This window comes from Stenotrophomonas sp. SXG-1, assembly GCF_014083965.1.
Lineage (GTDB): Bacteria > Pseudomonadota > Gammaproteobacteria > Xanthomonadales > Xanthomonadaceae > Stenotrophomonas > Stenotrophomonas geniculata.
In genome coordinates, this window is record NZ_CP046588.1 from 4,452,465 (window position 1) to 4,465,000 (window position 12,536).

The window sequence follows — 12,536 nt, forward strand, 5'->3', positions numbered from 1 at the left end:
CTGCGGGGCATTCCGTACCCGGGAGGAGCAGGCAGATGGAACATCGGCTGCCGGCAGGCACGCCCGGCGAGGCGGGCGGCGTCCCGCTGCCCTGGGGACGGCTGCATTTCGAGCAGATTGCCGCGGCCCTGGTCGCCGATGACCTGGTGGCCGAGCAGGACCGCGAGCGCATGCGGTTTTCCGCGCATGGCGCACGCAACGCCAGTGAAGTGCATCCGCTGGTACTGCTGTCCAACCTCAAGCTGGCCGCCACCGGCGGCGGCGAACTGACCCTGGAGCGCCTCACCGAGTGGCTGGCCCGGCGTACCGGCAGCCGCTACCTGCGCATCGACCCGACCCGGGTCGACGTCGCCGCGGTGACCGCGCTGGTCTCCCACGCCTACGCGCGCCGCCACCGTTTCCTGCCGCTGGCGGTGGATGCCGAGCGCGTGCTGGTGGCCACCAGTGAGCCACTGGTGCAGGAATGGCGCCGCGACCTGCAGCACCTGACCCGCCGCCGCATCGAACTGGCGGTGGTCAACCCGCTGGACCTGCACCGCTACACCATGGAGTTCTACGGGGTGACCCGCTCGGTGCGCGGCGCCCGTGGCGACGTGCGTAGCGAGGCCAACACCACCCTGCCCAGCTTCGAGCAGCTGGTGGAGCTGGGCCGCACCGGCGACGTCAATGCCGACGACCAGCACATCGTGCACATCGTCGACTGGCTGCTGCAGTACGCCTACGAACAGCGCGCCTCGGACATCCACCTGGAGCCACGCCGCGAGATGGGGCGCATGCGCTTCCGCATCGACGGCGTGCTGCACAAGGTGTTCGAGGTACCGCCGGCGGTGATGACCGCCGTGGTCAGCCGCATCAAGGTGCTCGGCCGCATGGACCTGGCCGAGCGCCGGCGCCCGCAGGACGGCCGCATCAAGACCCGCTCGCCGGGCGGCCGCGAAGTCGAGATGCGCCTGTCGACCATGCCCACCGCCTTCGGCGAGAAGTGCGTGATGCGCATCTTCGACCCCGATGCTGCCTTCAAGAGCATCGACCAGCTCGGTTTCAGCCCGCAGGAAGCGGCCGGCTGGAATGCGCTGGTCGAGCGCCCGCACGGCATCGTGCTGGTGACCGGCCCGACCGGCTCGGGCAAGACCACCACCCTGTATTCCACGCTGAAGCGGCTGGCGACGCCGGACGTGAACGTCTGCACCGTAGAGGACCCGATCGAGATGATCGCGCCCGAATTCAACCAGATGCAGGTGCAGACCAACATCGACCTGGACTTTGCCAGCGGCGTGCGCACCCTGCTGCGGCAGGACCCGGACATCATCATGATCGGCGAGATCCGCGACCTGGAAACGGCGCAGATGGCGGTGCAGGCCTCGCTGACCGGCCACCTGGTGCTGTCCACCCTGCATACCAACGATGCGCCGTCGGCGGTCACCCGCCTGCTCGACCTGGGCGTGCCGCATTACCTGCTGGCCAGCACCCTCAACGGCATCCTCGCCCAGCGCCTGGTGCGCACGCTGTGCCCGCACTGCAAGCAGCCGCACAGCCTCGGCGCCGCCGATTGGGCGGTGCTGGCTGATAGCCATGCTGCATATCCAGATGCCGCCACGCCCTGTCGGCCGGTCGGTTGCCTGGAGTGCCGGCGCACCGGATTCCTTGGCCGCATCGGGCTGTATGAGTTGCTGCCATTGGGCTCGCGGCTGCGCGGGCAGATCCGTGCCGACATGGATCTGGCCGGTTTCAGCCGGGCCGCACGGGCTGAAGGGCTGCGAACCCTGCGCCAGGCCGGGCTTGAAAAGGTGGCGCAGGGGCTGACTACAATCGAGGAAGTCCTGTCAGTCCTGCCGCCCCCGGATGAACCCAGCCCCGTTCCTGATCCTTGAAACCGGCCGCCCGGTACCGTCGCTGCGACGCTACGGGCGCTTTCCGCACTGGATCCGGGTCGCCGCCGGGCTGGAAGAACACGAGACGGTGGTGGTCGATGTCGAACACGGTGGCGCTCTGCCCGACCCACATGCGTTCGCTGGCGTGCTGGTGACCGGCTCGGCCGCCTTCGTCACCGACCACGCCGAATGGAGTGAGCGCAGCGCCGCATGGCTGCGCCAGACCGCCCACGACGATCTGCCGGTGTTCGGCATCTGCTACGGTCACCAGCTGCTGGCACACGCGCTGGGTGGCGAGGTGGCCTACAACCCGGCCGGGCGGGAATCGGGCACGATCGAGCTGGAACTGCAGCCGCAGGCGGCGCAGGACCCGCTGTTCCAGGGCCTGCCGCAGCATTTCGCCGCCCATGCCACCCATCTGCAGACCGTGCTGCGCGCACCTGATGGTGCCGAAGTGCTGGCACGCTCACCACTGGACGGCTGCCATGCCTTCCGCTGGGGCCGCCAGGCCTGGGGCGTGCAGTTCCATCCGGAATTCGCCACCCACCACATGCGCGGCTACGTGCGCGCCCGTGCCGACTGCATCGGTCGCCACGGCGGTTGTGCCCGCAGCATCGAGCGTGCGGTCAGCGCCGCGCCGCTGGCCCGCCAGCTGTTGCGCCGCTTCGTCCGCCAGGCGCGGCTGTCTTCAGCCCAGCCGGCGGCAAAACAGGGATAATCGGCGGCACGGGCAGCCGCCCGGCCCCCTCCTGTCCTTCCCGGATGTCCATGAAAGAGATTCGCAAGCTGCCGGCTTCGGCGGGCGCCCAGTGGTTGCTGGATACGTTCTCGCTGTACCGGCGTGCGCCGCTGCAGCTGGCCCGGATCGGCCTGACCTGGCTGCTGGTGAGCTGGGTGGTGACCTTGCTGTCGACGCTGATTCCCGGCGCCGCCGGCATGGCCGTACAGCTGATGACCCTGGCCATCTCGCCGATCATGTTCGGCGGCATGCTGTATGCCGTGGGCGAGATCGACGAAGGCCGCCCGGGCGTGGCCTCGCACCTGCTGCAGCCGATCCGCGACCACCGCGTCAGCCACCTGCTGGTGCCGCTGGCGATCCAGGTGCTGGCGGTGCTGCTGCTGGGCGCGCTGCTGTTCCTGATGATCGGCCGCGAGGGCTTCACCGCCTTCAGCGAGGTCATGACCAAGATGGAAGAGATCAGCCGCAGTGGCCAGCAGATCAAGCCGGACGATGCAGCGGCGCTGGTCGCCAACCTGCCGGCCAAGCGCATCGCGCTGTGGATGCTGCTGGTGTTCCTGAGCGCGGTGGCGCTGTCGCTGGCGATGTTCACCCAGCCGGCGCTGGTCGTGTTCGACAAGCAGAGCGGCATGCATGCGCTGCGCCTGAGCCTCCAGGGCTGCATCGAGAACATCGGCGCGATGTTCGTGTTCGCCGCACTCGGCCTGATCGCCGCGTTCTGCATGTACATCCTGTTCGTGATCGTGATCCAGATCGCGATGCTGATCGGTGGCCCGCTGGCCGCGGCCTTCATCGCCCAGCTGGTGCTGACCACGGTGCTGATGCCGCTGTATGTCGGCGCGGTCTACGCCGCGTGGAAGCAGATGTTCGTGCACCGCGGCAGCCGCGCGGCGCCGCCGATTCCGACCACGCCGACCTCGAGCGACGTGTTCCACGCCTGACCGGCCCCACCAGTAGCGCCGGGCCATGCCCGGCGGTGGCATCACATCGAACCCGGCACGCCGGGCATGGCCCGGCGCTACCGCATCAGGCGGCGGGTTTCTTCACTACCGACGACGGCACCAGCCAGCGTGCGGCGTGGATGCCCAGCTCGTACAGCAGGCACATCGGGATCGCCAGCATCAGCTGCGACACCACGTCCGGCGGGGTCAGCACCGCCGCCACCACGAAGATGCCAACGATCGCGTAACCGCGGCCTTCCTTGAACTGCTGCGGCGTCACCCAGCCGAGCAGCACCAGGATCACCATCGCCACCGGCAGTTCGAAACTGCCGCCGAAAGCGAAGAAGATCGCCAGCACGAAATCCAGATAGGCATTCGCATCCGGAGTGATCGCAATCACGTCCGGGCTGAAGGTGGTCAGAAAATGGAACACCGCCGGCAGCACCAGGAAGTAGGCGAAGGCGCAGCCGGTGTAGAACAGCAGTACCGACGACACCAGCAACGGCACCGCCAGGCGCTTCTCACGCGCATACAGGCCCGGGGCAACGAACGCCCACAGCTGGTACAGCAGCCAAGGCACCGCCACGAACAGGGCCACGAAGAAGGTCAGCTTCAACGGTGCGAAGAAGGCACCGGCCGGGTTGGTGGCGATCATCGTCTGCCCGTTCGGCAGCTGCGACACCAGCGGTTCGGCCAGCGCGTTGTACAGCTTCTGGGTAAACGGCAGCAGGGCCAGCAGCACCACGCCCAGGCCCAGCAGTGCGCGCACCAGGCGGCCGCGCAGTTCCACCAGATGTTCGACCAGCGAGCTTTCGCCGAAATCCTGTTCACTCATGGCTGGCGCTCCGTGCTCTGCGGCGGCGGCGCACCGGCTTCAGGGGGTGTCGCCGGCGTCGGCTCGGGAGCAACGCTCTCCTGTGCCGGCGCATCGGCATCGGGCGCAGCGCTCATATGCGGCGGCAGATCCGCAGGCGCCGGTGCGCGAACCTCCTGCGCCAGCGTATCGCCCTGCTGCTGGGCCTCCTGCGCTTCGCGACGGATCGCTTCACCGCTGGCGCGCAGCTGGTTCTCGGTGTCCTGCATGCCCTGGCGCACGTCCTGCATCTGCCGCTTGATGTCCTCGGCCTGCAGCTCGCGTTCCAGTTCCTGTTTCACCGAATCCCACTGATTGCGGGCGCGACGCACCCACAGGCCGGCGAAGCGGGCCGCCTTGGGCAGGCGCTCGGGACCGAGCACCACCAGGGCGACCACTGCAATCACCAGCAGTTCGCTGAAGCCGATATCGAACACCGCAACCGCTCCGGATCAGCGAGCGTTACGGTCGTGCTCGTCCTGCGCAGTGCGCGAGGCGTCCTGGCTGCGCGACTCATCGCCCAGCTGCGCGTTCGGCTTGTCTTCGTCGCGCATGCCCTTCTTGAATTCCTTGACCGCCGAACCGAGATCCTTGGCGCCGCTGGTCAGGCGCTTGGTGCCGAACACCAGCAGGACGATGGCCAGCACGACCAACCAATGCCAGATGCTGAAACTGCCCATAAAGACGCTCGTTACGTTAGTGATCAGGCTGTCGAGCATAGCGCACCGGGTGTTAGCCGGCGCGCGTGACGAAAGTCAGTTTCCGCCCAGCGTTTCCGTGCGGATTTCGCCGTCGTTGACCGGCTGGAAACCCTGCTGCTGCGGCGGCGGGTTCTGCGGCACGTTCTGCAGCGGCGCGGTGGTGGCCTCGGCTGGGGCGGCCGGCGCTGCCTGAACAGGCGCCGGAGCAACCGCCGGGGCCGCTGCCGGACGCGGGGCGCTGCCGCCGTTGCCGCTGCGGTTGTTGCGCGCGGCGTAGGTGGCCTCTTCCAGGCGATCGCGGAAGGCGACCACATCCATCGACGGCGAACCGGCGGCGCGGCCTTCGAAGATCATGCGCGGCGTGGTGTTGCTGCCGTATGCATCCAGATTGGCGGCATCATCGATCTGCAGCACCGCACCATCCAGCGCGACACCGGCGAACAGGCCGCGTGCGCGCGACCAGGACCAGATCTCGGCCTTCAGCTGGCCGTCGGTGGCAGCGGCGGCATTGCGGCCGACCGGGCCGGCGGCGACACCGGCATCGGCGCCCAGCGTGAACTTGCCGTTGACCAGATTGTCCAGGCTGCGGTCGTTGCGGAACACCAGCACCACATCGGAGGACTGCACACCGGCCTGGAAGCCGATGCTGCCGCCAGTGAGCTTCACGAACACCGGATTGGACCAGGCGCCGTTGGGCATGCGCACCGACATCAGGCCGTGGCCACGGCGACCGCCAATGACCAGACCGGCCTTGATCGTGTCGGGAATGACGATGACCGCGCGGCCTTCGTCGAGCAATTTGTCCGGAATGCCCTGTTCAGGGATTTCCTGGATTTCAGCCAGCACGCGCACGGCATTGCGGGCACGCTGGTCTTCCTGCGGTCCGGCCATGGCCTGGCTGGACAGCAGGCTGGCGGCGATCAGCAGGGCTTGGATCGGGCGACGCATGGCAGGCTCCAGAAGTCAGTCCATAGGAAGATATAGCAAGTGACTGAAATTAGTAGTGTTGTCATGAATCTCCAATGAGCGTTCCCTGCTCACATTGACGCGCGCTATGCCTGCAATCCGAACCCTGCATCCCGGCACGGCGCCGGATCGGCGACAATACCGCCCATGCTCGACGCACCCGATACCGCCGTGCTGGCGGTCAACCTAGGCACGCCCGAGACGCCGACGGCCCCCGCCGTACGCCGTTACCTGGCTGAATTCCTGTCCGACCCCCGCGTGGTCTCGATCCCGGCACTGCTGTGGCAGCCGCTGCTGCGCGGGTTGATCCTGCCGCTGCGCAGCGGCCGTTCGGCGGCCAAGTACGCCCAGGTCTGGCTGCCCGACGGCTCACCGCTGATGGTGCACACCCGGCAGCTGGCGCAGGCGATGCAGGCCCTGCTGCCGACCCTGAAGGTTCGCCATGCGATGCGCTATGGCGAACCCGCCCTGGCCAGCGAGCTCGACCGCCTTGCCGCCGAAGGCGCGCGTCGCATCGTCGTGCTGCCGTTGTACCCGCAGTACTCCACCACCACCACCGCCTCGGTCGAAGACCGCGTCGATGCGTGGCAGCGCCGCAACCCGGGCGTAACCGTCAGCCTGGTGCGCGACTACTCGGTCGATCCGGGCTGGGTCGAGGCCGTGGCCGGCTCGATCCGCCGCTACTGGGAACAGCACGGTCGCGGCCAGAAGCTGATGTTCTCCTTCCACGGCATCCCGCAGCGCCTGGCCGATGCAGGCGATCCGTATCCGCAGCGCTGCGAGGCCAGTGCACAGGCCATCGCCAGGGCACTGGAACTGGGCAGGGACGAGTGGCAGATGGGTTACCAGTCGCGGTTTGGCCGCGAGCGCTGGCTGCAGCCCTATGCCGAACCCAGCCTGTGGGCGCTGGCCGAATCCGGCGTGAAGCAGATCGACGTTGTCTGCCCGGGCTTTGCCACCGATTGCCTGGAAACGCTGGAGGAAGTGGCGCTGGGGTTCACCGAGACGCTGGCCGAGCGCGGCGCGACGATGCGCTACATCCCGTGCCTCAACGCCGATCCGGAACACGCTCGCGCCCTGGCGCGGCTGGCCGTGGCCTCGCTGGCATGAGTCTGCAGCCGTTTGAACTGGAGGTCGGTGGCGCGCGCGTCGCCGGCCTGCGCAACCACGGCGACGGCCCGCGCGTGTTGGCCCTGCATGGCTGGCTCGACAACGCGGCCAGCTTCGTGCCGCTGGCGCCGCATCTGTCGTCGCTGCAATTGGTGGCGATCGACCTGCCCGGTCACGGCCACAGCGCGCATCTGCCGGCGGGTGCCAGCTACACCACGGCCGCCGCGATCTGCCACGTACTCGATGTCGCCGATGCACTGGGCTGGGACCGCTTCAACCTGCTCGGCCATTCGATGGGCGCCGGCATCGCCAGCCTCACCGCCTCGGTCAGTGATCGGGTCGAACGGCTGGTGGCGATCGAAGCACTCGGCGGCCTGCGTGGTCCCGAGGAAGAAACCGCCAACCGCCTGCGCGAGCATGTGAATGCCACGCGTGGGCTGGCACGAAAGCAGTTGCGCGTGTTCCCCGACCTCGCCGCGCCGATCCGCGCGCGGATGATGACCAACCAGCTCAGCGAACGCTGTGCACGGCTGCTGGTCGAGCGCGGCGTGGAGCCTGTCGAGGGCGGCTACCGCTGGTGCAGCGACCCGCGCCTGATGCTGCCCACTGCGATCCGCCTCAGCGAAGGCCAGATCGACAACCTGCTGCAGGCCATTGCCTGCCCGACGCAGGTGATCTACGCCACGCCGGCACAGTCCTACTATCCCGAGCCGATGCGCAGTGATCGCCTGCAGCACCTGCGCAATGGCCGTCTGGCGGTGTTTGCCGGCAACCATCACCTGCACATGGAAGATCCGGAACAGATCGCAGATGTGATCCTGCACTTCTTCAACAACGACAACGGCGGCTGAGCGCAGGCACCGGCGCGCTTCACTCTGCGCGTCTGCGGCCGATACATCAGTTGCGGGCCCTTGCGTCCGCAGCACGCAGGTCCGGTCGGGCCTGCGGCGTGTGTCTGGTTCTGCAAGGAAGTCCGCATGCCCGCTCCATTGCACCGCCACCACACAGGATGTGGTCACGGTGTCCGTCTCCGCGTCGCTGATCGCGTCGCATTCCCCGAATTCCCGGCTCGCGCCCTGGTCACGCACTCCTGCGTGCGCCGCGGCGTGGCCGTTGTCGTTTGCTGATCCAGGAGTCGCCGATGTCCGTTGCATCCTCCCGTCCCCCCGATACCGCCCGACTGCCGCATCTGCAGCAGCTCGCCCGCCGCGCTGACCGCCGCCTGCTGATCGGCAGCGCGGTCCTGGCCCTGGCTGGCCTGGTGCTGGCCCTGCGAGGTCCGCAGCTGCAGGCCGCCGCGTTGGTGGCCGTCGCCGTGCTGCCAGCCGCGTGGTTCGGCGGACCGCAGGCGGGCCGGGTCGTCGCCCGCAACGGCTTGGCATTGCTGTTGTCGCTGCAGCTGGCCGTGTTGTGCGCGATCGCCGGCCTGTCACCGGCGTTGCCGATTGCCCTGCTGCTGGGCGTGCTGCTGGGCCACCGCGATCGCCTTCCGGTGTGGCTGGCCGGTGGCGTCGGCACGCTCGCGCTGCTGGCACCGCTGCAGGCGGGCGCTGCCGCGTGGCCAACGCTGCTGCAGGCCGGCATGTTCACGGGCCTGACCTTGTTCCTCGGCCAGGCCGCACTGCGCCTTCGGCAGCAGACCGAGGCCCTTGGCCATGGCCCGCATCGGCTTGCCGCGCTGGCACGTGACATCGCCACCGGTGCCGATCTTGGTGCACATGCCGACACCAGCGCCTATGCACCGGGTTCACTCGCCCACGCCCTGGCCGACACCGCACGCCACGTGCAGGCACAGCGTGGACGCGAGGCGGCGGCCCATGCCGAGAACGCGCAGATCCGCCAGGCGCTGGATGCCTCGCGGACCGCGATGATGATCGCTGACAACGACCACGTGATCCGCTATGTGAACCGCTCGGTGGTAGCCCTGCTGCGCAACCAGCAGGCGACGCTGCGACAGGCCTTCCCCGATTTCGATGCCGAACGCCTGGTCGGCAGCAGCATCCATCGTTTCCATGCCAACCCGGACCGTATCCGCGCCATCCTCAACGGCCTGCAGGTCACGCACAACGGCAAGGTGCAGATCGGACCGGTGCACTTCGCCCAGGTGGTCACCCCGGTGTTCGACGCGCAGGGCATGCGCCTGGGCTTCGCCGTGGAGTGGCATGACCGCACCCATGAGCTCGCGCTGGAGAACGCCGTGGCCGGCATCGTTGCAGCGGCAGCGGCCGGTGACCTCGACCAGCGCCTGCAGGCCACTGAAGGTGCCAGCTTCCTCGATGGCCTGACCGGTGGCATCAACCAGCTGCTCGATACGCTCGGCAGCACCGTCAACGAAGTGCGGCAGATGCTCTCGGCATTGGCCAACGGTGATCTGGATCGGCGCATGCACGGCGAGTATCACGGCGCTTTCGCTGCGATCCAGCGCGATGCCAATGCCACGGCCGGGCAGTTGGCACGCATGGTCGGTCGCATCCAGGAATGTGCGGCGTCGATCAGTACCGCCGCCAGCGAGATTGCCGCCGGCAACGGCGCATTGTCCGAGCGCAGTGAGCGCCAGGCCGCGCACCTGCAGGAGACTGCAGCATCGATGGAGGAACTCACCGCCACCGTGCGCCAGAACGCCGCCCATGCGCGTGAGGCCAGTGCGTTGGCCGCCTCCACGCAGAGCGCTGCCAGTGACGGCAACACGGCCATGCAGCGGGTGGTGGATACCATGCAGGCCATCGAAGGTGCCTCGAAGCGGATCGGCGACATCACCGGCGTCATCGACGGCATTGCCTTCCAGACAAATATCCTGGCGTTGAACGCAGCGGTGGAGGCGGCTCGCGCCGGCGAGCAGGGCCGAGGCTTTGCCGTGGTGGCCAGCGAGGTGCGCGTGCTGGCACAGCGTTCGGCGGCGGCCGCACAGGAGATCAAGAAGCTGATCGACGAAGCAGGCCGGCAGGTGGGCGAAGGTGCCCAGCTGGTGGCCGACGCCGGCCAACGCATGCAGGGCATTGTGGGCGGCGTGGAGGATGTCAGCCACCTGATGCGCGAGATTTCCGCAGCGTCGCAGGAGCAGTCGATCGGTATCGAGCAGATCAACCAGACCGTGGTGCAGATGGATCAGGCCACGCAGCAGAACGCGGCGCTGGTGGAAGAAGCCACCGCTGCCGCACGTGAGCTGCAGTCGCAGGCGGGGACGCTGACTGAGGCGGTCTCGGTGTTCCGCCAGCAGGAAGCACATGAGGAGGCTCTGGTCGCCTGATCCCGTTTTTCAGGTGATCCTGATGAAGACGGCGCCCGCGGGGCGCCGTTTTTTTGCGTGTTGTGCGTGATGGGTCACGCCGGTAGCGGCCCGCACTGGTTGGCGCCGTGGTTTCTCGCGGAGAGCATCCACGCGCGGCGTGGACCTATTCCGCAAACGATTGCGGCGCGGGCCTGCTGTGGGTTAGTTGGCAACCTTGGTTGGCGCCTTGGTTCCTCGCGGAGAGCATCCACGCATGGCGTGGATCTACCGCTGATCCCTCTGCCATCGGTAGTCGCCAACCTTGGTTGGCGCCGCCGCTCGCGGCGGTTCCATCAACGCGTCTGCCGGCCAGTGGCCGTCGTTACCCGGTATTTCCTGCGCACAAAGAAAAACCCCGCTGCGCAAGCAGCGGGGTTTTGGGTGTAAACCCTGGCGATGACCTACTCTCGCATGGCTTGAGCCACACTACCATCGGCGCAGCTGCGTTTCACTTCCGAGTTCGGGATGGGATCGGGTGGTTCCACAGCGCTAATTTCACCAGGGAGGCGGTTGGAGCGTCGCCATCCGATACAGCTGGATAAGGCGCCTGCCTCTCGTAGTTCTTGTGACGTAGCGTGCACCTGGATGCTCTTACGACGTTGTCGTAAAGCCAAGGCAACTTGAGGTTATATGGTCAAGCCTCTCGGATCATTAGTATCAGTTAGCTCAATACATTGCTGTACTTACACACCTGACCTATCAACCACGTAGTCTACATGGTTCCTTCAGGGGGCTTGTGCCCCGGGAGATCTCATCTTGAGGCGCGCTTCCCGCTTAGATGCTTTCAGCGGTTATCGCTTCCGAACATAGCTACCCGGCAATGCCACTGGCGTGACAACCGGAACACCAGAGGTTCGTCCACTCCGGTCCTCTCGTACTAGGAGCAGCCCCTCTCAAATCTCCAACGCCCATGGCAGATAGGGACCGAACTGTCTCACGACGTTCTGAACCCAGCTCGCGTACCACTTTAAATGGCGAACAGCCATACCCTTGGGACCGACTACAGCCCCAGGATGTGATGAGCCGACATCGAGGTGCCAAACACCGCCGTCGATATGAACTCTTGGGCGGTATCAGCCTGTTATCCCCGGAGTACCTTTTATCCGTTGAGCGATGGCCCTTCCATACAGAACCACCGGATCACTAAGTCCTAGTTTCCTACCTGCTTGATCCGTCGATCTTGCAGTCAAGCACGCTTATGCCTTTGCACACAGTGCGCGATGTCCGACCGCGCTGAGCGTACCTTCGAGCTCCTCCGTTACTCTTTAGGAGGAGACCGCCCCAGTCAAACTACCCACCATACACGGTCCCCGACCCAGATAATGGGCCCAGGTTAGAACGTCAAGCACGACAGGGTGGTATTTCAAGGATGGCTCCGCCACAGCTAGCGCCATGGTTTCATAGCCTCCCACCTATCCTACACAGACGAACTCAACGTTCAGTGTAAAGCTATAGTAAAGGTTCACGGGGTCTTTCCGTCTTGCCACGGGAACGCTGCATCTTCACAGCGATTTCAATTTCACTGAGTCTCGGGTGGAGACAGCGCCGCTGTCGTTACGCCATTCGTGCAGGTCGGAACTTACCCGACAAGGAATTTCGCTACCTTAGGACCGTTATAGTTACGGCCGCCGTTTACTGGGGCTTCGATCAAGAGCTTCGCCTTGCGGCTGACCCCATCAATTAACCTTCCAGCACCGGGCAGGCGTCACACCCTATACGTCCACTTTCGTGTTTGCAGAGTGCTGTGTTTTTGATAAACAGTCGCAGCGGCCTGGTTACTGCGACCCTCTTCAGCTATAGCTCGCACGAGCCACCAAAAAGGGTGCACCTTCTCCCGAAGTTACGGTGCCATGTTGCCTAGTTCCTTCACCCGAGTTCTCTCAAGCGCCTGAGAATTCTCATCCTACCCACCTGTGTCGGTTTACGGTACGGTCTGCGTAAGCTGAAGCTTAGGAGCTTTTCCTGGAAGCGTGGTATCAGTGACTTCGCCATAAAGGCTCGTCTCGGTGCTCGGTCTTAAAGGATCCCGGATTTGCCAAAGATCCAAACCTACCGCCTTTCCCCAGGACAACCAACGCCTGGTACAC

Annotated in this window: 10 protein-coding genes and 2 rRNA genes (1 of these 12 only partly in view); 6 read left to right on the top strand and 6 right to left on the bottom strand. The window is 66.2% G+C overall.

Annotation, left to right across the window (positions count from 1 at the left end):
* The first annotated feature begins 35 nt into the window (after window positions 1-35).
* Genes GOC52_RS20290 through GOC52_RS20300 form a run of 3 tightly spaced genes read left to right on the top strand, consistent with a single transcriptional unit; the run spans window position 36 to window position 3,551 of the window.
* A complete protein-coding gene (locus tag GOC52_RS20290; protein WP_191850354.1) occupies window positions 36-1,871 on the top strand; it encodes a GspE/PulE family protein in 1,836 nt (611 codons plus the stop codon).
* Window positions 1,843-2,589, top strand: a complete 747-nt coding sequence (locus GOC52_RS20295; RefSeq protein ID WP_010482408.1) for a glutamine amidotransferase — start codon at window positions 1,843-1,845, stop codon at window positions 2,587-2,589. The genes GOC52_RS20290 and GOC52_RS20295 overlap by 29 nt, the downstream gene beginning before the upstream one ends.
* Before the next feature lie 50 nt (window positions 2,590-2,639).
* A complete protein-coding gene (locus GOC52_RS20300; RefSeq protein WP_019337948.1) occupies window positions 2,640-3,551 on the top strand; it encodes a BPSS1780 family membrane protein in 912 nt (303 codons plus the stop codon).
* 85 nt (window positions 3,552-3,636) lie between these two features.
* Here the strand turns inward: GOC52_RS20300 and tatC are convergent, their stop codons facing one another.
* The 4 genes from tatC to GOC52_RS20320 form a co-directional block, all read right to left on the bottom strand.
* Window positions 3,637-4,386, bottom strand: coding sequence for a twin-arginine translocase subunit TatC (tatC, locus tag GOC52_RS20305; RefSeq protein ID WP_010482410.1), 750 nt, complete (start codon window positions 4,384-4,386; stop codon window positions 3,637-3,639).
* Entirely contained in the window at window positions 4,383-4,841 is a 459-nt protein-coding gene (gene tatB / locus GOC52_RS20310) for a Sec-independent protein translocase protein TatB (protein WP_010482411.1), read from the bottom strand. Before tatB ends, tatC begins: the two co-directional genes overlap by 4 nt.
* Before the next feature lie 15 nt (window positions 4,842-4,856).
* A complete protein-coding gene (tatA, locus tag GOC52_RS20315; RefSeq protein WP_005420453.1) occupies window positions 4,857-5,084 on the bottom strand; it encodes a Sec-independent protein translocase subunit TatA in 228 nt (75 codons plus the stop codon).
* A gap of 75 nt (window positions 5,085-5,159) precedes the next feature.
* A complete protein-coding gene (locus GOC52_RS20320; protein WP_010482416.1) occupies window positions 5,160-6,053 on the bottom strand; it encodes a lipid-binding SYLF domain-containing protein in 894 nt (297 codons plus the stop codon).
* Between the two features lie 165 nt (window positions 6,054-6,218).
* Between GOC52_RS20320 and hemH the strand changes: the two genes are divergently transcribed.
* The 3 genes from hemH to GOC52_RS20335 all read left to right on the top strand — a co-directional run bounded on the left by hemH (window position 6,219) and on the right by GOC52_RS20335 (window position 10,428).
* A complete protein-coding gene (hemH, locus tag GOC52_RS20325) occupies window positions 6,219-7,181 on the top strand; it encodes a ferrochelatase (protein WP_019337950.1) in 963 nt (320 codons plus the stop codon).
* Window positions 7,178-8,032 (top strand): alpha/beta fold hydrolase, encoded by an 855-nt coding sequence (locus tag GOC52_RS20330; protein WP_010482418.1) that lies wholly within the window; start codon window positions 7,178-7,180, stop codon window positions 8,030-8,032. Before hemH ends, GOC52_RS20330 begins: the two co-directional genes overlap by 4 nt.
* A 290-nt stretch (window positions 8,033-8,322) precedes the next feature.
* Window positions 8,323-10,428, top strand: a complete 2,106-nt coding sequence (locus GOC52_RS20335; protein ID WP_191850355.1) for a methyl-accepting chemotaxis protein — start codon at window positions 8,323-8,325, stop codon at window positions 10,426-10,428.
* 409 nt (window positions 10,429-10,837) lie between these two features.
* Here the strand turns inward: GOC52_RS20335 and rrf are convergent.
* Window positions 10,838-10,952, bottom strand: a 5S ribosomal RNA gene (gene rrf / locus GOC52_RS20340).
* A 127-nt stretch (window positions 10,953-11,079) separates the two neighbouring features.
* Window positions 11,080-12,536 (bottom strand): 23S ribosomal RNA (locus tag GOC52_RS20345) (it continues 1,423 nt past the right edge of the window).